The sequence below is a fragment of the Ruegeria sp. SAZA006 genome, assembly GCF_059613465.1.
On record NZ_JBXWSO010000010.1, the window covers coordinates 235,800 to 260,111 of the forward strand.

Annotated in this window: 17 protein-coding genes and 1 pseudogene; 12 read left to right on the plus strand and 6 right to left on the minus strand. The window is 60.2% G+C overall.

From position 1 onward, the window contains the following. The first annotated feature begins 8 nt into the window (after positions 1–8). Genes AC2FNZ_RS10650 through AC2FNZ_RS10665 form a run of 4 tightly spaced genes read left to right on the plus strand, consistent with a single transcriptional unit; the run spans position 9 to position 4,126 of the window. On the plus strand, positions 9–839 hold the full coding sequence (locus tag AC2FNZ_RS10650) for a carbohydrate ABC transporter permease (RefSeq protein WP_093963212.1): 831 nt from the start codon (positions 9–11) through the stop codon (positions 837–839). Between the two features lie 10 nt (positions 840–849). Beyond that, positions 850–1,854: an ABC transporter ATP-binding protein gene (locus AC2FNZ_RS10655; RefSeq protein ID WP_093963213.1), complete on the plus strand. Its 1,005-nt coding sequence runs from the start codon at positions 850–852 to the stop codon at positions 1,852–1,854. Beyond that, positions 1,851–2,624 (plus strand): L-iditol 2-dehydrogenase, encoded by a 774-nt coding sequence (locus AC2FNZ_RS10660; protein ID WP_093963214.1) that lies wholly within the window; start codon positions 1,851–1,853, stop codon positions 2,622–2,624. The genes AC2FNZ_RS10655 and AC2FNZ_RS10660 overlap by 4 nt, the downstream gene beginning before the upstream one ends. Further along, on the plus strand, positions 2,624–4,126 hold the full coding sequence (locus tag AC2FNZ_RS10665; RefSeq protein WP_496840572.1) for a mannitol dehydrogenase family protein: 1,503 nt from the start codon (positions 2,624–2,626) through the stop codon (positions 4,124–4,126). Before AC2FNZ_RS10660 ends, AC2FNZ_RS10665 begins: the two co-directional genes overlap by 1 nt. Positions 4,127–4,138: 12 nt before the next feature. On the opposite strand, the gene AC2FNZ_RS10670 is transcribed toward AC2FNZ_RS10665, so the two are convergent. Beyond that, a complete protein-coding gene (locus AC2FNZ_RS10670; RefSeq protein WP_496840573.1) occupies positions 4,139–4,840 on the minus strand; it encodes a GntR family transcriptional regulator in 702 nt (233 codons plus the stop codon). 102 nt (positions 4,841–4,942) lie between these two features. On the opposite strand from AC2FNZ_RS10670, the gene AC2FNZ_RS10675 reads away from it, so the two are divergent. From AC2FNZ_RS10675 to queF, 6 genes and pseudogenes are all read left to right on the plus strand, one after another. Then, positions 4,943–5,545 (plus strand): amino acid synthesis family protein, encoded by a 603-nt coding sequence (locus tag AC2FNZ_RS10675; RefSeq protein ID WP_496840575.1) that lies wholly within the window; start codon positions 4,943–4,945, stop codon positions 5,543–5,545. Next, a complete protein-coding gene (locus AC2FNZ_RS10680) occupies positions 5,517–6,332 on the plus strand; it encodes an alpha/beta fold hydrolase (RefSeq protein ID WP_496840576.1) in 816 nt (271 codons plus the stop codon). Before AC2FNZ_RS10675 ends, AC2FNZ_RS10680 begins: the two co-directional genes overlap by 29 nt. Further along, on the plus strand, positions 6,329–7,243 hold the full coding sequence (locus AC2FNZ_RS10685; RefSeq protein ID WP_496840578.1) for a flavin reductase family protein: 915 nt from the start codon (positions 6,329–6,331) through the stop codon (positions 7,241–7,243). Before AC2FNZ_RS10680 ends, AC2FNZ_RS10685 begins: the two co-directional genes overlap by 4 nt. A gap of 1 nt (position 7,244) precedes the next feature. Continuing rightward, positions 7,245–8,282: an LLM class flavin-dependent oxidoreductase gene (locus tag AC2FNZ_RS10690; RefSeq protein WP_170589065.1), complete on the plus strand. Its 1,038-nt coding sequence runs from the start codon at positions 7,245–7,247 to the stop codon at positions 8,280–8,282. 11 nt (positions 8,283–8,293) lie between these two features. Then, positions 8,294–9,757 carry an aldehyde dehydrogenase gene (locus tag AC2FNZ_RS10695; protein WP_093963221.1) on the plus strand — a complete coding sequence of 488 codons (1,464 nt, stop codon included), beginning with the start codon at positions 8,294–8,296 and terminating at the stop codon, positions 9,755–9,757. A 143-nt stretch (positions 9,758–9,900) separates the two neighbouring features. Next, positions 9,901–10,277, plus strand: a pseudogene (gene queF / locus AC2FNZ_RS10700) (preQ(1) synthase); the annotation flags it as partial. Between the two features lie 86 nt (positions 10,278–10,363). Here the strand turns inward: queF and AC2FNZ_RS10705 are convergent. From AC2FNZ_RS10705 to AC2FNZ_RS10720, 4 genes are all read right to left on the minus strand, one after another. Beyond that, the gene (locus tag AC2FNZ_RS10705) at positions 10,364–11,284 is read right to left on the minus strand and encodes a hypothetical protein (protein ID WP_480727755.1); all 921 of its coding nucleotides are present in this window, start codon (positions 11,282–11,284) and stop codon (positions 10,364–10,366) included. A 155-nt stretch (positions 11,285–11,439) separates the two neighbouring features. Further along, positions 11,440–14,586, minus strand: a complete 3,147-nt coding sequence (locus AC2FNZ_RS10710; protein WP_496840580.1) for an adenylate/guanylate cyclase domain-containing protein — start codon at positions 14,584–14,586, stop codon at positions 11,440–11,442. A 509-nt stretch (positions 14,587–15,095) separates the two neighbouring features. Beyond that, entirely contained in the window at positions 15,096–16,163 is a 1,068-nt protein-coding gene (locus tag AC2FNZ_RS10715; protein WP_496840581.1) for a ParB/RepB/Spo0J family partition protein, read from the minus strand. Then, positions 16,156–17,541: an AAA family ATPase gene (locus AC2FNZ_RS10720; RefSeq protein ID WP_170589055.1), complete on the minus strand. Its 1,386-nt coding sequence runs from the start codon at positions 17,539–17,541 to the stop codon at positions 16,156–16,158. Before AC2FNZ_RS10720 ends, AC2FNZ_RS10715 begins: the two co-directional genes overlap by 8 nt. A 582-nt stretch (positions 17,542–18,123) precedes the next feature. Here AC2FNZ_RS10720 and AC2FNZ_RS10725 point away from each other — a divergent pair. Further along, positions 18,124–19,398, plus strand: coding sequence for a replication initiation protein (locus AC2FNZ_RS10725; RefSeq protein WP_093963740.1), 1,275 nt, complete (start codon positions 18,124–18,126; stop codon positions 19,396–19,398). 21 nt (positions 19,399–19,419) lie between these two features. Here AC2FNZ_RS10725 and AC2FNZ_RS10730 read toward each other — a convergent pair whose 3' ends face one another. Then, a complete protein-coding gene (locus AC2FNZ_RS10730; protein WP_496840583.1) occupies positions 19,420–21,726 on the minus strand; it encodes a Tex family protein in 2,307 nt (768 codons plus the stop codon). A 295-nt stretch (positions 21,727–22,021) separates the two neighbouring features. On the opposite strand from AC2FNZ_RS10730, the gene AC2FNZ_RS10735 reads away from it, so the two are divergent. Further along, on the plus strand, positions 22,022–24,235 hold the full coding sequence (locus AC2FNZ_RS10735) for an NADP-dependent isocitrate dehydrogenase (protein WP_496840585.1): 2,214 nt from the start codon (positions 22,022–22,024) through the stop codon (positions 24,233–24,235). Positions 24,236–24,312: the final 77 nt, after the last annotated feature.

A 24,312-nucleotide genomic window follows, 5' to 3' on the forward strand; every position in this document is an offset into this window, starting at 1 on the left:
ACGACATCATGGCCCGCACCGTCACCACACAACGCAAGCTAATCAATACCGCCTTTGCTTGGGCTGTTGGCTTGCTGATCTTCTTCCCGATCCTTTGGACGATCCTGACCAGCTTCAAGACCGAGGCCCAGGCCATCGCCAGCCCTCCGATCTTTCTGAACTTCGACTGGACGCTGGAAAACTATGCGGTGGTTCAGGAACGGTCGAACTACACGCGGTTTCTGTGGAACTCGATCATCATCGCGGGCGGGTCCACCCTGCTGGGCGTGATCGTCGCGGTGCCCGCCGCCTGGGCCATGGCCTTCGTGCCCTCGGCGCGCACCAAGGACATCCTGCTGTGGATGCTGTCCACCAAGATGCTGCCAGCGGTGGGCGTTCTGTACCCGATCTACCTGCTGTTCATCCAGCTGGGCCTGCTGGACAGCCGCGCCGGGCTGGTGGTGGTTCTGATGCTGATCAACCTGCCGATCATCGTCTGGATGCTGTACACCTATTTCCGCGAAATCCCCGGCGACATTCTGGAAGCCGCGCGCATGGACGGCGCCACGCTGAAAGAGGAAATCCTCTACATCCTGACGCCGATGGCGGTGCCGGGCATCGCCTCGACCGTGCTGCTGAATTTCATCCTGGCCTGGAACGAGGCGTTCTGGACCCTAAACCTGACCGCCGTCGACGCGGCCCCGCTGACCGCGTTCATCGCCAGCTATTCCAGCCCCGAGGGCCTGTTCTTCGCCAAGCTCAGCGCGGCATCGACCATGGCCATCGCCCCGATCCTGATCCTTGGGTGGTTCAGTCAGAAACAACTGGTCCGCGGCCTGACCTTCGGCGCCGTGAAGTAAGGAAAGACACATGGGACGCATCGTACTTGAGAAAGTCAGCAAGAGCTTTGGCGACGTGGAAGTCATTCCGCCGCTGGATCTCGAAATCAACGACGGCGAATTCGTGGTGTTCGTGGGCCCCTCGGGCTGCGGGAAATCCACCCTGCTGCGCCTGATCGCGGGGCTGGAGGACGTAAGCGGCGGCCGCATCCTGATCGACGGTCAGGACGCCACCGCGGTGCCGCCGGCCAAGCGGGGTCTGGCCATGGTGTTCCAGTCCTACGCGCTGTATCCGCACATGACCGTGCGCAAGAACATCGCCTTTCCGCTGCGCATGGCCGGGCTGGACAAGGCCGAGCAAGACCGCCGCGTCGAACAGGCGGCCGAGGTTCTGAACCTGACCGACTATCTGGACCGCCGCCCCGGCCAGCTGTCGGGCGGCCAGCGCCAGCGGGTCGCCATCGGCCGCGCCATCGTGCGCGAACCGGCGGCCTTCCTGTTCGACGAACCGCTGTCGAACCTGGACGCGGCGCTGCGCGTGGGCATGCGGCTGGAGATATCCGAGCTGCACAACCGACTGGAAACCACGATGATCTACGTCACCCATGACCAGGTCGAGGCCATGACCATGGCCGACAAGATCGTGGTCCTGCAGGCGGGGGTAATCGAACAGGTGGGATCGCCGCTCGAGCTGTACCGCGCGCCGCGCAACAAGTTCGTGGCCGGCTTCATCGGCTCGCCCAAGATGAATTTCATCGAAGGGCCCGAGGCCGAAAAACACAGCGCCCACACGATCGGCGTACGTCCCGAGCACATTGCCGCCTCACCCAGCGAGGGTCTGTGGAAAGGCACGGTCGGGGTATCCGAACATCTGGGCTCGGACACGTTCTTTCACGTCCATGTGGACGGGTTTGCCGAGCCGATGACCGTGCGCGCCGGCGGCGAGGTCGGCCTGCGCCATGGCGACACGATCCATCTGACACCGGAAGAAGACAAGATCCACCGGTTCGACGCGGCGGGGCTGCGAATCGCATGAACCGGCTGGTCGGCAAACGGGCCCTGATCACCGGGGCCGCGCGCGGCATCGGGCTGGCCTTTGCCCGGACCTATGCCGCCGAGGGCGCGCAGGTGGCGCTGGCCGATATCGACGTGCAGCAGGCGCGCAAGGCCGCGCGCGAGATCGGGCCGCAGGCGATCGCGGTAGAAATGGATGTCTCGCAGCAGGACAGCATCGAGGCGGGCGTGGCCGACGCCGTGGCGCGGATGGGCGGGATCGACATCCTGATCAACAACGCCGCGATCTTCACCGCCGCCTCGATCGTGGAAATCACCCGCGCGGATTACCAGCGCGTTTTCGACATCAACGTCGCCGGCACCCTGTTCACCCTGCAGGCGGTCGCGCGACACATGATCGGGCAGGGCACCGGCGGCAAGATCATCAACATGGCCAGCCAGGCCGGCCGCCGCGGCGAGCCACTCGTGGCGGTTTATTGCGCCAGCAAAGCGGCGGTGATCAGCCTGACCCAATCGGCGGGGCTGAACCTAATCAAACACGGGATCAACGTGAATGCCATCGCCCCCGGCGTGGTGGATGGCGAGCACTGGGACGGCGTCGATGCCTTCTTTGCCAAATACGAGGGCAAGGCGCCGGGACAGAAGAAGAAGGAAGTGGGCGAAGCGGTGCCCTTCGGCCGGATGGGCCGGGCCGAGGACCTGACCGGAATGGCGGTCTTTCTGGCCTCGTCCGAGGCCGATTACATCGTCGCTCAGACATACAACGTGGATGGTGGAAATTGGATGAGCTGATGGTGGAGCGCCCCGCGGATACCCGACCGGTCCAGTTGTGTCAGGCCAATCTGGGCGCGTTGCCCAAAGGTGTTCTGCGCCCGGAATACGATCGCGCGGCGCTGACGCCGGGGATCGTGCATATCGGAGTGGGCAATTTTCATCGCGCGCATCAGGCCTGGTATTTGCACCGGCTGATGCAGCAGGGCGCGGCGCAGGATTGGGGCATCATCGGTGCCGGCGTGCGCGCCTATGACGCCGAGATGCGGCGCAAGCTGCTTGCTCAGAACTGTCTGACCACGCTGGTCGAGCTGACCGAAGGCCAACGCCGCGCCGAGGTGACCGGCGCGATGATCGACTACCTGCCCCCGCAAGAGGACAACGGTCCGCTGATCGCGCAGCTGGCCGACCCGGCGATCCGCATCGTCTCGCTGACCGTGACTGAGGGCGGCTATTTCGTGCACCCCGTTACCAAGGGGCTGGACACCGACCACCCCGACATCCGCCACGATGCCGCCAATCCCGACCGTCCGCGCACCGCCTTCGGCGCAATCGTCGCGGGCCTGCGACGGCGGCGTGATGCGGGCGTCGGTCCGCTGACCGGGCTGAGCTGCGACAACCTGATCGGCAACGGGCAGGTTCTGCGTCAGGCGGTGTTGGGGCTGGCGCGCCTGTCGGACCCCGATTTGGCCGACTGGATCGACACGCAATGTACCTTTCCCAATTCGATGGTCGATTGCATCGTGCCCGCCACCGGCCCGACCGAGCTGGAGTTGGTGCGCGCGCTGGGGATCGACGACGCCGCTCCTGTCACCCATGAAAGCTTCCGCCAATGGGTGATCGAGGATGCCTTCTGTGCCGGACGTCCCGACTGGGACAAGGTAGGCGCCACATTTACCGACCGCGTTCATGACTATGAGGTCATGAAGCTGCGCATCCTGAACGCGGGCCATCAGGTTCTGGCCAATGTCGGCGAGATCCTCGGCCTGAATACGATCGCAGACTGCATGGCCGATCCGTTGGTTTCAGCATTCTTCCGAAAGGTTTTGGTCGAAGAGATCGCGCCTTTCGTGCGTCCGGTGCCCAATCAGTCGGTGGCGGACTACATCACCTTGATTGAGGAGCGGTTCCGCAACCCAGCCATTGTCGACACCACGCGGCGCGTTGCTTTTGACGGATCATCCCGGCATGTGGGTTTCGTACTTCCCACCGTCTATGATGCGTTGGCTGCCAGCGCGCCGGTCAACGGGCTGGCCTTGGTCGAGGCGCTGTGGGCCCGCATGTGCGCCGGCACCCGCGAGGATGGAAGTATCATCGAACCCAACGATCCCAACTGGTCCGATTTGGTCACCTCGGCCAACGCGGCCCGCGACAACCCGACCAACTGGCTTGAGCAAACCCAGTACTATCAGGACCTGTCACAATCCGGCGCGTTTCGCGATGCGTTTGACCGTTGGCTCAGGGTGATCTGGGATCAGGGAGCGCGTCAGGCCCTGACGACGTATCTGGGCGCCCAACTCTGACCGGTGCATGATCTAGCTGTTTGCGGCTTTGCCCAGGCCCTCTTCTGCATCGAACAGGGTTTCGGCAACCGACGCCGCATCGTCCAGATGCCGTTCAACGGCTCGGTGCGCGGCGGAGGGGTCGCCTGACTGAATCGCGGAACAGATGGCCTCCATATGCTCGATTCCGGGGCGGTCGCGTTCTGTTGCCGTCAAGGTCATCATCCGCAACCGGCTGATCCGACCGTTCAGGCGCTGGACCACATCCCAGGCCACATTATGCCCTGCCCCCTCAAAAATCTCTGAGTAGAAATCGGAAGTGGCGCGGAAGATCGAGCCCGGCGTCTTGTCCACGAAGCCCTGCTTGAGCCGCACCAGCGCCCCATGCAGGCTACTGGCCCTGTCTGATGTGATGTTGCGCGCGCAGTTCTCGGCGGCCGCGGTTTCCAGCATGCGGCGGATATCGTAGATCTGCCGTGCCTCGTCCCGTGTGATCGAAGCCACGATCGGCCCGCGCCCGGGCAGAATTTCGACCAGGCCTTCGGCCTCGAGATAGCGGATGGTTTCCCGGATGACTGTCCTGCTGACACCAAGCTGATCACATAGCGGACGTTCCACCAGCCGTTCGCCGGGCTGGAAAACACCTTCGATGATGGCCTCGCGCATGCGCTCCTGTACCATGTCGCGCAGGGTTGCCGGGGGATGATCGATCTTGGTCAGTCTTGGCGATGTCATGGACGGGAATCTATCGGTCGCGCGTTGCCTCAGCAAGGTATGATTGACATTCTGTCTTATGGTATACCATCATGCCGGAAACGGAATCACAGGACCTTTGCGATGCCCGCCACCATTCGTAAAACACTGCTGCATGTCGAAAACACGCTGATCGAAGGTGGCAAAACCGCCGAACGCCCTTTGACCTTAATCGCGGCGGTCGCCGTTGTGACCAACCCCTGGGCCGGCCGCGGCTTTGTCGAAGATCTGCGTCCAGAGATACACGATTGCGCTCCGGGGCTGGGCCACATGCTGACCGAGATGATTCTCGAGGCATCCGGCGGCGGTGACCGGGTTGAAGCCTATGGCAAAGCCGCCGTTGTCGGAGTGAATGGCGAGGTCGAGCACGGGTCGGCCCTGATCCATACCCTGAGGTTCGGAAATTCCTATCGCGAGGCGGTTGGCGCAAAATCCTACCTTGCCTTCACCAACACCCGCGGACCGGCAAATGCGGCCATGCAAATTCCCCTGATGGACAAGAATGATGGTGGGCGGCGCAGCCACTATTTAACCATCCACCTGCAGGTCGCCGACGCTCCGGCCCCGGATGAGATCATGATCGCTTTGGGCGCTTCGATCGGAGGGCGCCCGCATCACCGCATTGGGGATCGTTATCAGGATCTGAAGGATTTGGGCCATGACGTCGACAATCCGGCAGCTGTCTGAACCATTCGGACGCCTTGGCTTGCGCTTTGCCGGCCTCCCCGATGGCGAACCTCTGGTCCTGCTGCACGGGGTCGGTATGCAGTCGGAGGCCTGGGCACCGCAGATCGATGCCTTGTCCGACTTGCACGCGGTCTACGCACTGGATCTGCCAGGGCATGGCCAATCCGACCCGATCGCTGTGGGGGCGCAATTACCAGCATTTGTCGAGTGGCTGCGGGCAGCGCTGGACGCTTTGAACCTGGATCGCGTGAACCTTGCCGGCCATTCGATGGGCGCACTGATTGCCGGCGGGTTTGCGGTCGAACATCCCGATCGGGTCCGACGCGTCGCCTTGCTGAACGGAGTGTTTCGTCGGGACGATCAGGCCCGGGACTCTGTGCTGGCGCGCGCCGGCTTGATCAGCGCCGGAACGTTTGATCTGGAAACCCCGCTACAGCGCTGGTTTGCAAACAGTCCGGCCGACCGCACCGCTCGGGATAGGGTCGCGGCATGGTTGGCCGCGGTCGACATAAACGGCTATGCGACGGCCTACGATGCCTTTGCCCGCGGCGACATGGTCTACGCCGATCGCTACCCTCAGATCTCTTGCCCCTTGCTGGCGTTGACGGGTGCTGAGGATCCGAATTCCACACCCGATATGGCCCGCGCCATCGCCGCGGCCGCCAAGGGGCAGGCGGTTGTCGTCGAGGGTCATCGGCACATGGTGAACCTCACTGATCCAAAGACTGTCAACGCGGCCCTTGTTCAATGGCTGAAGACCCCAACGCACGAAAGGTCGCCCGCATGACCGATTTCGACCCTCGCGCCCTGCGCAGCGCGTTCGGAACCTTTCTGACCGGTGTCACGGTGGTCACGACCCATGACAAATCCAGCCGACCGATCGGCTTTACCGCCAATTCCTTTTCCTCGGTTTCGCTGGACCCTCCGCTGGTATCGGTCTGTCTTGCCAATACCTCCAGCAATTTCAACACATTCTCTGAAGCCGCCGGTTTCGCCGTCAACATCCTGTCGGAGGATCAGATCAGTGTTTCGAACACCTTCGCACGCCCTTCACAGGACCGGTTTGCCGGTGTCGAGTGGAAGCCCGGACCCAACGGCGCACCAATTCTTGCCGGGGTTTCAGCTTGGTTCGACTGCTCGGTTTTCAAGACGGTCGAGGCCGGCGACCACCTGATCCTGATCGGTCGGGTCGAGGCATTTGACCACTCGATCGCACCGGGCCTGGGCTATGCCCGCGGCGCCTACGTGACGCCTGCCGCCGAAGCCCGGGCGCTGAACCGTCGCGCGGGCGTCGTGGTTTCCGCGCTGATCGAGCGGGACGGCCAGATTCTGCTGCTGGACGATGGCAACGGCGGACTGACCATTCCGGCAACCGAGGACATGGCGAACGGCGCCGATACTGCGCTGGCCCAGCTGATCGCGGGATGTCGGATCAAGGCAGAACCGGGCTTCATCTATTCGGTCTACCAAGACAAGTCGCGACGACAGCATATCTCGTTCCTTTGTCAAGCCGAGGACGGCTCCCCAGCCAACGGGGCTTTTACGCAAATCGTCGAGTCGACGCTGATGGATGTCGCGGACCCAGCCATCTGTACGATGCTGGAACGTTTTGCCCGAGAAAGCCGTTTGGGCAATTTCGGCATATACTACGGAGATGAAACCAGCGGACGGGTTAAACCGTTGGTTCGGGGGAGTTGAAATGAAGTTCTCGCTGTTTGCGCATATGGAGCGGATTTCGCCAGAGCAGGACCAGAAGCAATTGTATGACGAGTTCATCCAACTGTGCAAAATCGCCGACGACGGAGGGATGCATGCCGTCTGGACAGGCGAACACCACGGGATGAACTTTACAATCGCGCCCAACCCTTTCCTCAGCCTGATTGACGTGGCTCGGCACACCCGGAATGTCCGGCTGGGCACCGGCACCGTGATCGCGCCGTTCTGGCATCCGATCCGGTTGGCAGGCGAGGCCGCGATGACGGACATCATAACCGACGGACGGCTGGATCTGGGCATTGCCCGCGGTGCCTACAGTTACGAATACGAACGCATGATGCCTGGCATGGATGCCTGGGAAGCCGGGCAGCGCATGCGCGAACTCGTCCCCGCCGTGAAACAGCTCTGGCAGGGAGATTACGCCCATGACGGCGAATTCCACCAATTTCCCAGGACCACCTCGTCGCCCCTGCCCCTGCAACCTGGTGGGCCGCCCATCTGGGTGGCCGCACGCGACCCCAACAGCCACGAATTCGCCGTACGCTCAGGGTGCAACGTACAGGTCACGCCATTGTGGAACGGCGACGACGAGGTCATCGACCTGATGGCCAAGTTCAATGCCGCCTGCGCAAAGTTTCCTGACATGCCGCGCCCCAAGATCATGTTGCTGCGCCACACTTATGTGGCCGAAGATCAGAACGACGTGAAACAGGCCGCCATCGAGTTGAACCGGTTCTACTGCTATTTCGGCGCATGGTTCATGAACAAGCGTGACGTCACACATGGCCTTATTGCCCCGCTGAGTGACGCCGAAATCGCCGAGCATCCGTTCTATTCGCCCCAGAACATGGAGCGGGACCTAGTGATCGGAACAGCCGATACCGTTATCGACCGGCTTCGGAGATGCGAGGAACTGGGGTATGACGAGTATTCATTCTGGATCGACTCCAGCATGCCGTTTGAACGCAAAAAGGCCTCGTTGGAGCGTTTCATCAAGGATGTGATGCCGGCCTTTCAATAGGGGAATTCTGGATGCAACGGTTTCAGAACTATATCGGCGGCACTTTCCGCGATGGCGACACCTGGTTCGAAAGTGTAGATCCATCCACAGGTGAGGCTTGGGCGCAGATCCCCGCCGCCAGCCAAGCCGATGTGGACCAGGCGGTGATGGCTGCGGACAAGGCCTTCAATTCCCCGGAATGGGCGTCACTGACCGCAACGGCGCGGGGCAAGCTGCTATACCGATTGGCAGATCTGATCGCCGAAAACGCGCCCGGACTGGCCGAGCTGGAAACCCGCGATACAGGCAAAATCATCCGCGAAACCTCGGCGCAGATCGCCTATGTCGCGGATTACTATCGTTACTACGCGGGACTCGCGGACAAGATCGAAGGCGCCCACCTGCCCATCGACAAGCCAGATATGGAGGTTTGGCTGCGGCGAGAACCCGTAGGGGTTGTCGCGGCGATCGTGCCTTGGAACTCGCAATTGTTCCTGTCGGCGGTCAAGATCGGCCCGGCCCTGGCCGCCGGTTGCACTGTGGTGCTGAAGGCTTCGGAAGAGGCCCCTGCCCCAATGCTGGAATTCGCGCGGATTTTTCACAAGGCCGGATTTCCCGAAGGCGTTCTGAATGTCCTGACGGGCGGGCCCGATGTCGGCGCTGCCTTGACCCGGCACGAAAGAATTGCCCATGTCGCCTTTACCGGCGGGCCGGAAACGGCTCGGCATATTGTGCGAAACTCGGCAGAAAACCTGGCCTCTACCTCTTTGGAGTTGGGTGGAAAGTCGCCCTTCATCGTGTTCGAGGATGCGGATCTGGATAGTGCGGTCAACGCTCAGGTCTCCGGAATTTTCGCAGCGTCGGGTCAAAGCTGCGTTGCCGGGTCGCGGCTTGTGGTTCAGGCATCGATCAAGGACGCGGTCCTGGACCGTCTGCGGCAAAAGGCCGAATCGGTCGTGATCGGCGCACCGGATGAGATGGCAACCGAAGTCGGACCTCTGTGCACGCAGCGACAGCAGAATTGGGCCGCCGAACTTGTCACCCGGTCGCAGGCCCAAGGCGCGCAATTGATTACTGGCGGCCAGCCACTTGATCGCGCGGGATTCTACTTTCCACCGACCATTCTGGATTGCAGTCGGGCGCGCGATGCTGATTGCCTGACGCACGAATTCTTCGGCCCCGTCCTGTCGGTTGTTTCTTTCGAAACAGAGGATGAGGCCATCGCGATCGCAAACGATACCCGGTTTGGCCTGGCCTCGGGCGTGTTCACGCAAAATCTCACGCGGGCCCATCGGATGGTTCGGTCAATCCGAGCCGGCATTGTCTGGGTCAACACCTATCGCGCAGTCAGTCCGATCGCTCCGTTTGGGGGGCATGGATTGTCGGGGCATGGGCGCGAGGGCGGGTTGCAGGCTGCCCTGGACTACACAAAAATCAAGTCCGTTTGGCTGCGCACCAGCGACGACCCTATTCCTGATCCTTTTGTCATGCGGTGACCCGCTGGACACCGGAAAATGCGCAATATTCAGCAGAAAACTCAGAGACGTTCGAGACTACAAAACGTTTCGGCTTGGCAGTAGATTGCCCACCTTTAAACACTGCGCATCCCGGTTGCAGCCTACCCAGGTTGCAAACAGGGATTCAGAATCCACAAGCCGATTTCAAGTAATGCGTGCGCTTCACCGCGCCCGCGTTCACTTCGCTCTGCCCGATGAAGCGACAGTCTGACTTTGCCCATCTGGCGATCGATTACATTCCGGGGGACCGGCTTGTCAGGTCGAAGTCGCTGAAACTGTTTCTGGGATCGATCCGAAACCACGGCGCCTTCCAAGAGGACTGCACCGGTTCCATTGCCCGGCGCCGAGTCAGGTTTTTGACGCAGCGATGGTTGCGGATTGGTGGGTATTGGTATCCACGTGGCGGCATCCCTATCGACGTGTTCATGCAGACATGCGCGATGCCCGAAAATGTCTGGATCTCCGATCAGCGCGTGCGCCCTATCGCGGACACGGTTAATCCTTTGAAAACCCTGCGCCTTGATCAGTCGACAAATGTCGCGGGCGCAGGGTCTGCGGTTTGGTCAAACCTGAACAGAAACAGCCTTACTTGGTGGCGCTGACATCTCCGGGAATGCACCCACGGGCGCAGAACCTCATGTCGCTGGGCGCAACAGACCAAACGTCAACATCATTCGGCGGCTTGTTCTTGAAGTCGATATCAAGGCAACTTGCGGCCTTCGGAGTGTAGTACTTGTTTCTGGGGTCGACATTGCCGAGTTGGTCAAACCCGGAAATTAGACGCATATCCGGTCCCCATCTTTCGCCATGCAGTGTCAGATTGGAATAATATGCCATCAGCTTGATCGATTTACCCTGCGCGAACATCTTGTAGTTCATCTGGACCCCACCGATTGTCTTGTCGATCGGCCCCTGTTCCAACCCAGAACCAATCGAGATAACCCACCGGCGCTTGAGCGGGATGGAAATATCAACTCCGTCTTCACTGCATTCCAGCAACTTGTACGAAAAAATGTTCAGCACGGCGTTTGTTCTAATCGGGTTCGTGTGAAGCCTCAAAACGCTGTAAACCGGCTTGATGGTTGCACTTTGGATCGGAGCACCGTTGACGACACAATTCTTCTGCAGCACCGCAAGTTCTGTCAGAACCATGTCCGAAAAGGACGATGCAAAACCGCCTTCCAGGGACTGCGCCATAAGCGCCGACATTCCGGGGGCTTCTAAAACCCGTGTGGAGTCTCCGTATTCCCGGAAAAGTTCGACGGGATCCAAGGAAACCAACTGACGGTCCGCCGAAAACAACAGGTTCTCAGGATCATTTTCGTCGACGACTTGATGATACTGAAAAGTAAACAACTCGGTGCCGCCGGAGTACTGCGGTATCCCATCTTCAAATTTTACGGTTCCGTCTTCGGACAAAATCTCCTGTGCCGTTGCTGGTCCGTGGATTGCAAGCGCCATTGCTGCGCCAAGAATTGAAACGCCTAAAGCCTTAAGTCTGAACATGATTATCCCCAGTTTTTTGATCTAAAAATCGAAACAATGCCATCAAACACTATCAAATTTTCGTATATGTTTCAATAATTGCACCTTTCGGCGGCCCTGCGGAAGTTATGTCTAGACCATAGATCTGGCGCGAAAAGGGCGTCGAACTGGGTGGCTCACTTCATTGCGACTTCGGACTGTGCATTGCGCAAGGCCGCCTCGACCCGGTCGGTGAACGGGAGCTGATACCGGACACTCCAGGATTTCTCACCCGCTCGCACAAGTTCGATCACCTTCAAGCCCTCGGCAATCTCTCCAGCCATCAAGTGCGCGTCTGCGAGCAATGTCTGAGCGTAGAGAACGATCTGAGTTGAACCTGTTTCAACATAGGCGTCGATCCCGGCCGCGATCTCGGCGATCCCCTCAGCATGGTGGCCTTCTGATGCCTGCGCCCAGCCGTGCAGGATTCGGCCCCAGGCATCCCAGTAGTGGAACTCCCGTTGCCCACTGATCTCGAGAGCCTGGTTGACCATATTCAGCAATGCACCCGTGTCGCCCAAAATCTGATAGATGGTCGCCAGGATGTTCAGCCCGTAGCACCGGGTGAAATCGTGTGGTTCACGACCGATCCGCCCAGCCAGTTCCGCCAGCTCGGCGCGAAACGTTCCGCCGTCTCCGCTTTGCAGCGCCATTGCCCAGCACCGCATCGCCTGATCAACCAAGTATATGTCTGCCTCGTGATAATTCAGCAGATCGTCCGGGCCGGTTGCCCCGCGCAACACAATCGCACGATCGAAAGCAGAGATTGCGACCTCGAGACGCCCAAGCATGAAGTTGCTCATGCCGATATTGTGCGCCGCGAGCGCCTCCATCGTCGGGTTTTCCGCGCGCCGTGCGACCTCCTCCAGGTAATCACACAAAGCCAACGCGCCCATCGGGTCGCCCAGGGTCAACTGAGCACCGAACTGCACATGCACGGCCAGAAACGCATCCGTCACACTGGCGGAAGAACGGTCAAGCAGGTGGCGGAACCGATCCAGATTGGCCAAAACCTCTTTCGACCCGAACGCCCTGGTACTGAGGGCCACGTTCAGCATCTTGCGCAGCGAAATCTCTTCTCGATCCCGGTCGGGGCTTGGGGCGATTTTGTCGTTCTCCGTCAAGGCTTCATCAAGATGGTGGATGGTCTCTTCGTTGGCAAATCGCTCGCCCGAGATGACTGCCGCCCGGCGCCACGCGTCCCGGGCCTGTTTGGGCATGTCCGCGCGGGCATAATGCTGCGCCAGCAATTCTGGGTTCTGACCCACCAGATCACTGAACGAAGTGTCCAGCACCTCGGCGATCCGGCTGTGGACCGCCCGCGCCCGACTGGGCAACATCAGGTCATAGGCCGCGTCCCGTATCAAAGCGTGGCGGAATGCATAGGCGCCTCCCATATTGACCCCGCGGCGCACCAATATTTGCGCCTCGACCAACTCGTCCAACATGCGCAGAGTTGCCTCGTACGATTGACCGCTGACCGAACTGACCATCGCAGGCAGGATGTTGCGATCAATCGCGGCGCAGACCGGCACTATATCGCGGGCCGTGCTCAGCCGGTCAAACATGGCCCAGAAGAGTTCCTTGAGCGTCGATGGCAGTGCCTGTTGCATCTGCATTGCGGACGCGTCGGTCTGGTCAAAGAACCCACCTTGGATCATTCGTGCCATCTCTTCCGCAAACAGAGGGACGCCATCCGTCCTGTTCGCGATCCGGTCCTTCATGGTCTGTGTCACTTGTTTGGACTGCAAAAGCGCATCCAGCATCTGGTGGACGTGGTCCCGGTCAAGGCGGGAAATAGTCAGTGGGACCACTCCATCCAGGCCTTCCCACGGTGGATGGTAGGACGGGCGGAACGTGCACATGATCATGACGGGCATGGACCTGAAGCGCTCGATCAACAAAGCGATGATTTCCTCAGTCGAGGGATCGATCCAATGCAGGTCTTCAAACAGCAACAGAACCGGTCGATGCCGCGCCAGCGCAGCAACGGTCTGCACCATGGCATCCTGAAACTGTTGCTTGAGCCGGTCAAAGGGCAGTTTCAGCAGGTCTTCCTCGGCCTCCACCGGCAAGGACATGGCATAGGCAAACAGAGGAAGGTAGTCTTCCGGAACCTCCGACCACTCCTGAAACAGTTGCCTGAGTTTGCGTAGCTTCCGCTGGTCGGAGTCGGTTCTGCGGAAATCGGCCATGTGGCTGATCCAGCTGAGCACCGGGAAATGGGCACTTCGCTCGTGGTTGGGCGAGCATTGGAACCCAAGCCGCAGATATTGTTTCTCTTCGAATCCGCGGGTCGCTTCTTCGACAAGACGCGATTTTCCGATGCCGGCCTCACCGGAAACCATAACCGCCTGCCCTGCCCCGTTCAGTGCGGCCTGCCAATGCGTCTTGATCGTCGCGATCTCATCAACCCGGTTGACGAAGGGCGAGCCTTGAACCCCGGGACGCGCCTGAAACCGCAGCATCGGCTCTTCCGCACTCAGAACTTTCCAGATGCCGATCGGGTTCTCAAACCCCTTGAGGCTTTGTTTTCCCTTCCACTCGCAGCGAAAGTTGCTGCCGATCAGTAGCTTGGTGTGCTCGCTGATGGCGACCGTCCCAGGGTCCGCCAGTTCCTGGATACGGGCCGCCAAATTCGGCACCTCACCGACCACCAGACCTCCCAAAGTCGAGTGATTGTCGACCACGGCTTCCCCGGAAGAAATCCCGACCCGAACCCCGATGACCTCACCCTTGCCGTGTTTGATACGGCCAATGGAGCCACAGATTTCCAGTCCGGCGGCAACGGCCCTTTCCGCATCGTTCTCTTCGACCGTCGGATATCCGAAATAAGCGACCACTCCATCTCCGATGAATTGGGCAATGTGCCCCTGGTGCCGGGTCACGACATCAAAACAAAGGGCTTGATAGTCGTGCAGAACGGAGCGGTACTCCTCAAGATCCAGATGACTGGACAATTCAGTCGATCCAACGAGATCGACAAAGACCAAAGTCAGATACCGGCGCTCGGGGACACCTTCCAATGCCGTGGGTGGAGGCGCCTGAGGCCCAGTTTGCGATGACGTGAGAGCATTCTCGGAATGTGATACGTCACCTTGATCCGAGCGAAGCGCCTCGATCGCCCGCATCATGCGTTTGCGATCCCCGAGGTTCAGTCCAAGCTCGACCAGGTCATTTTCAGTGAGGGTGGCAAGAACATCCAATTCGATCGCGTTCGAGGCAAACACATCATGGTATTTCTCAAGTGAATACCTCTCCAACCACGCCCTGATGTCAGCCATCTTCAGTCCTCGGTCGAAATTACTTCGATGTGTTTTGCCTTTTGTTCAATCGGCGTCGGTCAGAGGGACCTGGTTTCTGACGAAGCTAAAATATGTCCGACCGTATGCCGGCCCTTATAGTCAGCGCGTTGCGTATTAATTGCCAATGCAAGGCAGAACGTCCGCATTGTTGCCCCAACAAGAACCTATCCCAAGTCGGAATTTGCGTCTACTGGCTGGCGAAATGCACCTGCGGGCCAAGCGGGATTCAATCAAGAACGCATCCAGCCGGAGTTGGCCCAGCCGACGTTCACACTATCCGAGTTTCAGTCTGTCTTTCCGCTATTCATAGCGGAGGCAGTTTGGCGTCAAAAGGGCTTAACGCCGGCTTATTGGAAACAAAGCTAGCGTCCGCCATAATGATCATAATTATACCATTTTGCACACTACAAGGAAAGTGGCGGAAAGGTACCTGTTTACAGGAAGGTTTGGCCGGTGGAAGCACAGGCCAAACCAATGGTTAAAAATGGTCAGCCCAAATGCTCGGCCAGCCGGTCCAACAACAGCGCGGCTTCGTCAACACTCAGAGTCCGACCGCGAAGATGAATCCGCAATTCGCCCGCCGATACCTCTGCTCGCAATTCTCCGCCTTTGGGCAGCGTCTGAATTGGCAGCCGTTGAATCTGTTTCGGGCGGCCCCCACGCGGCTTTTCCTGAGTCGGTGCTGGCGCTTCCTTCAACGCAGCCTCTATCACGGCCAATTCCGATTTCGGGTCCGTCGCCTCACCCCGAGACAAGGCCTCCCTCAGCTTGGTCTGCGCGCCATCCCGAATAGCCGCGGCAATCCTGAGACCCGCCTTTTCCGACAACGCAACCGGGTACTGCAGTAAGTCGCCCAAGGCTTCATGAACCACCGCAAAGCTGCGGACCTTGGACCTTTTGGCCTTGGAGGCTGCGGCGAACAGAACATCCACGGCGGCTTCGGTTGACGGGAAGACACCCTGCCCCACGGCGAGGACTGCGATGCGCCCACGTTCATACGGGCTGAGGTTTGATCGAAGTTCGTTCTCCTCGACCATCGAAACATAGGCGCCCTGCCCTGCGCCAGCCTGGCGCACGAACGCGGGAATTTGGGCGAATTTCGGGTCACCGCCAGCCAAGCGGCGGAAGGCTTCCAACCGGCGATAGCCCGAAATCAGGCCATAACCATCCTCGGTTTTGGTCACCTCGATCGGCGTCCTCAGTCCATTGGAGCGCAAAGATTCCAGCAGCTCGGACATTGCCTCTTCGTCATCGACCATGCGGTCGCGCCGCAAGAAATCGGCGTCGATCTGGTCGATGGGTAACATCTCTGCGACCAAGCCCGCGTCCTGGGCATCCCGCCAACGCGCAGCGTCGCCCTGGTCTTTTGCAAGGGTTGCGCGGTCGGTCACTGCTGCCATGCCATTCAGCGTTGCGGCCTCGGCCGCGACCTGCGCGATTGGCGGAGTTGTCGGGTTGGCCTCGAACGGGCTGATCGAGGGTTTCGCGGCGAAACCAGCCTCGAGTTGTTCAAGTTCCGCCGCATCCGGCGCCGTCAGTCTTCTGCGTTTAGCCATCTGCCTGTCCTCCCATCTGGGCGTCGCGCCACCAACACCCGATCAGTACTTCTTTGAATTCCGCGTAGGTCCGATCGAAGGTCTCTCGCCCTCGGACATAGGTGTCGCGGTTAAAGTCACGGTAGTCCGCTTCATAGATTCCGTTCACCTGTTCTCCGGCCTGACCGACCAAGGCGGTGTAATCCTGCCGATAGGCGTTCATGAAGTCACCGAAATACGCCTGTATCACGTTGGCCATGTCCGTCTGCTGGCTGGCGTCGAACCGGGTGATGATCGCGCGCACGACATCCCACTCGAACTTCAGTTCGGGCAACCCAGCCGCCCTTTGTGCCGCGTTCTCGCCATCCTCGATGCTGGCGAACGTGGTGTAGAGCATGTCGAAGAAGCGCCCGGTGGAGTCAAACTCGAGGAATGAGGCTCCGAGCGGCACCAGCAAAATGTCCGCTGCGGCCAGCGCATTGATCGTTAGGTACCCAAGTGCAGGAGGAGTATCGAGGAACACGATGTCGTAGTCATTCAATACGGCCTCGTCCTGCAAGAAGTTGGTGAGCCCGTCCCACAGCGGCCAGCTGCGAAGGCCCATCCGCCAGACCGGGATCTGAAATTCGGCCCAATACAGGTTCAGTTGAGCGCCAATGAGATCAATGTTGGGCCAGTGGGTCTTCTGAATGACATCCTGAGGTTGGGTCCTCAATGCCTCTTGCAGAGTTTCGTCCAACGGAATTTCGGGTTGACCGGCAGCGGCGCGGACCCTGTTCTCTTCCTGGACCGCGCGCGCATAGTCTTTTGCGATCAAGGGGAAGACCGTCTGCCATTCATCCGCGACGCGACCACCCAGGATGGACGTCATGGATCCCTGGCTATCAAGATCAATCACCAGCACTTTATAACCGTCCAACGCAGCTGACATTGCCAGATGAGCAGCAGTCGACGTCTTGCCCACTCCACCTTTGAAATTGGCAACGGCAACAACTTTTGCCGGCAAGTTTTCCGGTCGGTAAGGCAGGTATTCCTTGGTGCTTACACCTTCAGCAGCGAAATGGTGCCTCAAGGTCAGAACTTCTTCGAGCGTGAACCATTTCGATCCCGCTTCGCCTTCGCCTTGCGGAAGGTCAGGATTCGCCTTGAGGACACGACGAAGGTGGGCCGGAGCCACCGGGATCAGATATTTGGTAATCTCCCAAATCGAAAACCGGCGAAGGCGCTTTTCGCCATCGGGCGCATACCCGCGGCGGGCCAGATCTTCGCGCCCTTTGGCACAGAAGGTTGCAGCTTTTGCGAATCGTGATGTCCCGATAGGATCGGGTAACTTTGATGCAGCCTTGGCCGGATCCAGATTGAAATACGGCGGTAGAGCAGGTTGTTTAGATTTTGTCACTGTCGATGCCTCGAATAATGTTCGCCTTTCCGGCGTATATCGGGAAATGTACCGAACATTTTCTTTCTGCGCTATCCTCGAAAGAGCAGTTTTCCACTGAAGAATGCCTAAGAGCTCGGTTTCGCGACGAAACCTGCATTAATTCATGAAGAGGTGCACACCAAAAAGTTTATTTTTTTTAAGAGTTTTAGATTCTTTGCATACCGAAAACATAGAAAAAACAAATATTTGCGTCTGCTTTGGCACCCGGATACAGGACCAAGGGTTCCTGGCTTCGGGATCAAAGGCACCTGTGTACAGGATCAAAGGGTCCCGAATCCGGGGAGAAGGGCACCGATTCGCGGTTGGGCTCTATCGTGGACTATTTAGGGTCTAATCCGATTGCGATGACCGCCGCCCACGCGGGACACGACTCCAAGTTTGAACCAATTGCCCCCCACTTCTGTGGATAACTGGGTCGCCGATTCGGATAGGTACCTGTCTACGGGATTCACTCCGTCCTGCATATGGGGACCCAAATTCAGTTGATCCACGGGTACCTTTTGTGTCACAAACTTGGGAAACGAGCAGCCGGGCAGAATCATGCCGGATACACAACTGGACATGGATCACCTCTCAGGCGCTTTGCGTCGGGAAACGGTGAAAAAGAATGTGGCCGCGATCCATATCAGCGGCAAGCTGACGCTGTTGCAGCGCAAGCTGTCCAACGTGTTGCTTCTCAATGCCTACGACTCACTGACCACCGCGCAGACCCATACGATCGATGCTCGCACCCTGGCGATGATGGTAGGCTACAACTCGAACGACTTCGACACACTGCGCGCCAGCCTGAGAGCGCTTGCCGAGACAGTGGCCGAATGGGACATGCTCGACGAAAAAGGTCGGCAAGAGTGGGGCGTGTCGTCGTTGCTGAGTTTCGCCAAGCTCAAGGGCGGGATCTGCGAATACGCCTATTCCCCGGCCTTGGCGCAGAAGCTGTACGATCCGAAGATCTATGCGTTGATCAATGTGCATATCCAGCGCAATTTCAGCTCGGGGCACGGGCTGGCCTTGTATGAAAATTGTTATCGTTTCGTCCGTACCGGGTCGACCGGGTGGTGGGCGCTCGAGGTGTTCCGCAAGTTGATGGGTGTGGACGGCAGTGACTATTACACGAGCTTCAAACACCTGAATGCCAAGATCATCAAACCCGCTGTGGCCGAGGTGAACAAGAGCTCGGATATTCTGATCGAGCCCGAGTTCCGCAAGAAGGGCCGAAGCGTCACCGACATTCGGTTCCTGATCAAGGCTAACCCGCAGAAGGCAATGTTCGAGATCGACGACAGCGATGGGGTGCGCAACCTGGCGGTCTACAAAACCTTGCGCAAACAAGGGGTGTCCGATCGGCTGGCGCGGCAGTGGATCTCTGAGCATGGTGAGGATTACGTTCAGCAGAAGCTGGACTATGTAGCCGGGCAGGGGGACGTGAAATCAACGCTGGGATATCTTTCGGCCGCCCTGCGCGATGACTACAAGGCTCCCGCGGCAGAGACCGTGAAGCCGCCTAGTCCCGAGGCGCTGGCCGCAGCCAAGCAGCGGGAGGAAGAGAAAGCGCGCGAAGATCAAGCTTATGCCGCGCGCGTGGCGGAGCGCGCCGAGCGTGCCCGCAAGTTGGCCATAGTCGAAGACCTGGTTTCGCGGCGAAACCCCACTCAACGGGATGCCGACAAACGCTTGTTCATGTCGACTCTGTCGGACGAGCTAGACCGAGAGAACTTCCGGCAACACGGATGGCGATCAGGTTTGAACGCCAATGCCATTTTTGCCTTTTGGGAGGAGTTGGAGCCCGATGCGTTCCAGACGGAAACCCCCGCCTGAACTTCAGGCGGGGCAGGGGGCTTATTGATTTTTAAATGCATTTCGCAGCGCATCCCCAATCGCACTGTGCTGCGCATTATGTGGTGATTTTGCGCGTTGTGATTTCGGTATGCCTGTATTCTTTCCGCGCGCGCTCTGGCCTTTGACGTCGCGATCTTGCCGGTCGGAGGCAGCGCCATCCTTGCGCATGCTCAGCCCGATCCGCTTGCGCGGCACGTCGACCTCAACGACACGGACGCGCACGACCTGACCGGCCTTGACTACCTCATGCGGGTCTTTCACGAACCGGTCGGCCAGCTGGCTAACATGCACCAGACCGTCCTGATGCACGCCGATATCGACAAAGGCGCCAAAGGCCGCCACATTGGTTACGGTGCCTTCCAGAACCATGCCGGGTTTGAGGTCGGTGATCTCTTCGACGCCCTCCTTGAAACTGGCGGTCACGAAGCTGGGGCGCGGGTCGCGGCCGGGCTTTTCCAATTCTGCAAGGATGTCGCGCACCGTGGGCAGGCCGAAGCGGTCATCGACGAACTGTTCGGCGCGCAGGCCACGCAGCGCACCGTCATTTCCCATGATCTGACGGATGTCGCGGCCGCAGGCCTGCACGATGCGGCGGGCCACGTCATAGGCTTCGGGGTGGACGGCCGAGGCGTCCAGCGGCTCATCCTCGTCGCGGATGCGGAGGAAGCCCGCGCATTGCTCGAAGGCGCGGGGGCCAAGGCGGGCGACCTTCAGCAGATCCTGTCGCGACCGGAACGCGCCGTTCAGGTCGCGATGCGCCACGATGGCTTCGGCCAGACCGGGGCCCAGGCCCGAGACATGGGCCAGCAGCGGCGCCGAGGCGGTATTCAGATCGACGCCAACGGCGTTCACCACGTCCTCGATCACCGCTTCCAGAGACTGGCTCAGCCGGTGTTGATCGACGTCATGCTGATACTGGCCGACGCCGATGCTCTTGGGTTCGATCTTGACCAGCTCGGCCAGCGGGTCCTGCAGGCGGCGGGCGATCGACACCGCGCCACGTAGCGAGACATCCAGGTCGGGAAACTCGCGCGCGGCCAGTTCCGAGGCCGAATAAACCGAGGCCCCGGCCTCGGACACCACGACCTTGGTGGGCGCCTGCACCCCCTTGGGCAGCAGTTTCAGCGTGTCGGCCACCAGCCGCTCGGTCTCGCGGCTGGCAGTGCCGTTGCCGATGGCGATCAGTTCGACTTTGTGGGTGGCGATGAGGTTCAGAATGGTGGCCTGTGCGCCGCGCAGATCGTTCTTGGGTTGGAACGGATACAGCGTGTCGGTCGCCACCAGCTTGCCCGTGGCGTCCACCACCGCGGCCTTGACGCCGGTGCGGATGCCCGGGTCCAGCCCCAATGTAGGGCGGGGGCCCGCCGGGGCGGCAAACAGCAAGTCCTTGAGATTGCGCGCAAAAACCTGAATTGCCTCCTCCTGCGCGCGGCTGCGCAGATCGGCCATCAGCTCGACCATCATCGACAGCGACAGCTTCACCCGCCAGGTCCAGCCCGCAACCTTGCGCAGCCACACATCGCCCGGCCCGTCGCCGCGTGTGTGCAGATGGGCGGCCACGATCGCCTCGGCCCGCGCTGCGCCGGTTTCGGGGTCGGGGGCAATGTCTAGCGTCACGATCCCCTCTTTCGAGGCGCGCAGCATCGCCAGCGCCCGGTGCGAGGGCACCTTGGCCCAGGGCTCGGCATGGTCGAAATAGTCGCTGAACTTGGCGCCTTCCTGTTCCTTGCCCTCGATCACCTTCGAGGTCAGCAGCGCCTCGGCCTGCATGAAGCTGCGCAGCTCGCCCAGAAGGGCGGCGTCTTCGGTCAGACGCTCGGTGATGATGTCACGCGCGCCGTTCAGCGCGTCTTTGGTGGTGGGGACGGCCTCGGTCACATAGGCCTGGGCCAGACCCTCGGGGTCGGCGCTGCGGTCGGCCAGGATCGCGTCGGCCAGCGGCTCCAGCCCGTTTTCCCGTGCGATCATCGCCTTGGTGCGGCGCTTGGGTTTGTAGGGCAGGTAGATGTCTTCCAGCTGTGCCTTGGTTTCGGCGCGGGCAATGGATTTGGCCAGCTCGTCGGTCAGTTTGCCTTGATCCTTGATCGAATTCAGGATCGTATCGCGCCGCGCCTCGAGCTCGCGCAGATAGGCCAGCCGGTCGGACAGGGTGCGCAGCTGGCTGTCGTCCAGCCCGCCCGTCACCTCTTTGCGATAGCGCGCCACGAAGGGCACGGTGGCGCCTTCGTCCAGCAGCTTGACCGCCGCGTCGACCTGCTGCGGCCGGGCATTGATTTCGGTGGCGATGGTCTGGGCGATGCGGTCCAACGGGGCCTCCTTGATCTTTGGTTGGAGGACCGTCTTAGCCAGCGCCTGCGCCGAGGAAAAGGCGTCGCGTACCGTCGGGGATTGAAAATGCGGGCATTTGCGCGGTTTTGCGCGAACTGGGTCAAAATGCGCGTTCAGATGCGATTGATCCCGGGCCCCGGGTGATTTATGGGAAGCCCTGTCAAACCAGAGTCACCCCGAAGCGGTATTGACCCGAAGCTTCGCGCGCTCCACGCAGATCGTGGCGCAACTCTTGGATCGCACGCCCCTGAAAGGCTCAAAAAGGTAAGGGAACATGGCAGAAAAATCGAACTTCGACATATTGTATACCATCGTAGACGAAGCGCCGGAGCTGGCCAGTGCCTCGTTCCTGCCCATCATCCGAAAATTCGCCTCGGCTGCAGGCGTCAGTGTCGGCACCAAGGATATTTCGCTGGCCGGGCGCATCATCGCGGCCTTCCCCGAAAACCTGACCGAAGAGCAGCGTCAGCCCGACGATCTGGCCGCCTTGGGTGAGCTGGTGAAGACCCCCGAGGCCAACGTGATCAAGCTGCCCAACATCTCGGCCTCGGTGCCGCAGCTGGTCGCTGCCATCAAGGAACTGCAGGGGCAGGGCTATGACATCCCGAACTATCCCGAGGACCCCAAGACCGACGGCGAGAAAGAAATCCGCGCCCGCTATGACGCGATCAAGGGCTCGGCCGTGAACCCGGTTCTGCGCGAGGGCAACAGCGACCGCCGCGCCGCCAAGGCGGTGAAACGTTATGCGCAACAGCACCCGCACTCGATGGGCGAATGGTCGGCCGACAGCAAGACCAAGGTGTCGTCGATGCCGGGCAATGATTTTTATGCCAACGAGAAATCGGCCACCATCACTGCGGATCAGGCCGGTGATGCGCGGATCGAATTCGTGGGCAAGGATGGTGGTGCTACCGTCCTGAAAGACGGCTGGACGCTGGAAGAGGGCACCGTTGCGGACGCTACCTTCATGTCAGTCAAGGCGCTGTCGGAGTTTCTGGATGCCGCGATCGAGGACACCAAGAAAGACGGCACGATGTTCTCGCTGCACATGAAGGCGACGATGATGAAGGTCAGTGACCCGATCATTTTCGGCTACGCCGTAAAGTCGTGGCTGGCGCCGGTGTTCGAAAAATTCGGTGACCGCATGGCACAGCTGGGCGTCAACCCTAACTCGGGGCTGGGCGATCTGCTGAACCGAGTCAAGGACGATGCCGAGATCATGGCCGCGATCGAAGCGGTCAAGGCCGAGCGCCCTACAATGTACATGGTGGACAGTGACAAGGGCATCACCAACCTGCACGTGCCGTCGGACGTGATCATCGACGCTTCGATGCCCGCCGTGATCCGCGCGGGCGGCAAGGGCTGGGACGAGAGCGGCAAGAAGGGCGACACCAACTGCGTGATCCCCGACCGCTGCTATGCGCCGGTCTATGACGAGACCATCAATTTCTTCAAAGCCAACGGTGCGCTGAACCCGGCCACCGTCGGTTCGGTCGCCAATGTGGGCCTGATGGCGCAGAAGGCAGAAGAATACGGCAGCCACCCGACCACCTTCGAAGCGCCCGCAGACGGCACAATCCGCGTCGTTCTGGCCAATGGCGAAACCCTGCATTCGCATGAGGTCGAAAAGGGTGACATCTGGCGCGCTTGCACCGCCAAGAAAGCCCCGATTGAGAACTGGATCCAGCTGGCAATGGACCGCCAGCGCCTGACCGGGTCCGAGGCGATCTTCTGGCTGGATGCGAACCGCGCCCATGACGCCGAACTGATCAAATACGTCAAACCAGCGCTTGAGGCTGCGGGCGTAGCCGACAAGTTCCTCATCCTGGCGCCGCGTGAGGCGACCCGCAAGTCCCTGGAAACCATCACCGCCGGCAAGGATAGCATCGCGATCACGGGCAACGTGCTGCGCGACTATCTGACCGACCTGTTCCCCATCCTCGAACTGGGCACCTCGGCCAAGATGCTGTCGATCGTCAAGCTGATGAATGGCGGCGGCCTGTTCGAAACCGGTGCAGGTGGCTCGGCGCCCAAGCACGTTCAGCAACTGGTCGAGGAAAACCACCTGCGTTGGGACTCGATGGGCGAATTCTGCGCGCTGGGTGAATCGCTGAACTTCCTGGCCGACAGCCGCGGAAACGCCAAGGCCGCCGTTTTGGGCGCTGCGGCCGAGGCCGCAACGCAGGGGATCCTGGACCACGACCGCTCGCCCAGCCGCAAGGTTGGCGAGCCGGACAACCGCGACAGCCACTATTGGTTCGCCCGCTACTGGGCTGAGGCACTGGCCGTGCAGTCGGATGATGCCGAACTGGCCGCGCATTTTGCTCCGATCGCCAAAGAGCTGGCGGAAAAGGAAGAGCAGATCCTGTCCGAACTGCTGGCCGCTCAAGGCAAGCCTGCTGATCTGGGCGGCTATTACCATGGCGATCGCCCCAAAACTGCGGCTGTGATGCGTCCCAGTGCGACACTGAACGCGATCATTGGCTGACCACAGAAGGCCGGGCGAATGAGCCCGGCCTTTCTTATTTCGTCCGATCAGGCGACAGTTACTATTTTCCTGAGCTA

What these genes read in the sequence shown, in the direction of transcription:
- AC2FNZ_RS10680 (WP_496840576.1), top strand. Translation starts at nt 5,517, where the DNA reads ATGACGTCGACAATCCGGCAGCTGTCTGAACCATTCGGACGCCTTGGC.
- AC2FNZ_RS10705 (WP_480727755.1), bottom strand. Translation starts at nt 11,284, where the DNA reads ATGTTCAGACTTAAGGCTTTAGGCGTTTCAATTCTTGGCGCAGCAATG.
- AC2FNZ_RS10710 (WP_496840580.1), bottom strand. Translation starts at nt 14,586, where the DNA reads ATGGCTGACATCAGGGCGTGGTTGGAGAGGTATTCACTTGAGAAATAC.
- AC2FNZ_RS10715 (WP_496840581.1), bottom strand. Translation starts at nt 16,163, where the DNA reads ATGGCTAAACGCAGAAGACTGACGGCGCCGGATGCGGCGGAACTTGAA.
- AC2FNZ_RS10650 (WP_093963212.1), top strand. Translation starts at nt 9, where the DNA reads ATGGCCCGCACCGTCACCACACAACGCAAGCTAATCAATACCGCCTTT.
- AC2FNZ_RS10655 (WP_093963213.1), top strand. Translation starts at nt 850, where the DNA reads ATGGGACGCATCGTACTTGAGAAAGTCAGCAAGAGCTTTGGCGACGTG.
- AC2FNZ_RS10695 (WP_093963221.1), top strand. Translation starts at nt 8,294, where the DNA reads ATGCAACGGTTTCAGAACTATATCGGCGGCACTTTCCGCGATGGCGAC.
- AC2FNZ_RS10690 (WP_170589065.1), top strand. Translation starts at nt 7,245, where the DNA reads ATGAAGTTCTCGCTGTTTGCGCATATGGAGCGGATTTCGCCAGAGCAG.
- AC2FNZ_RS10675 (WP_496840575.1), top strand. Translation starts at nt 4,943, where the DNA reads ATGCCCGCCACCATTCGTAAAACACTGCTGCATGTCGAAAACACGCTG.
- AC2FNZ_RS10725 (WP_093963740.1), top strand. Translation starts at nt 18,124, where the DNA reads ATGCCGGATACACAACTGGACATGGATCACCTCTCAGGCGCTTTGCGT.
- AC2FNZ_RS10660 (WP_093963214.1), top strand. Translation starts at nt 1,851, where the DNA reads ATGAACCGGCTGGTCGGCAAACGGGCCCTGATCACCGGGGCCGCGCGC.
- AC2FNZ_RS10735 (WP_496840585.1), top strand. Translation starts at nt 22,022, where the DNA reads ATGGCAGAAAAATCGAACTTCGACATATTGTATACCATCGTAGACGAA.
- AC2FNZ_RS10685 (WP_496840578.1), top strand. Translation starts at nt 6,329, where the DNA reads ATGACCGATTTCGACCCTCGCGCCCTGCGCAGCGCGTTCGGAACCTTT.
- AC2FNZ_RS10670 (WP_496840573.1), bottom strand. Translation starts at nt 4,840, where the DNA reads ATGACATCGCCAAGACTGACCAAGATCGATCATCCCCCGGCAACCCTG.
- AC2FNZ_RS10665 (WP_496840572.1), top strand. Translation starts at nt 2,624, where the DNA reads ATGGTGGAGCGCCCCGCGGATACCCGACCGGTCCAGTTGTGTCAGGCC.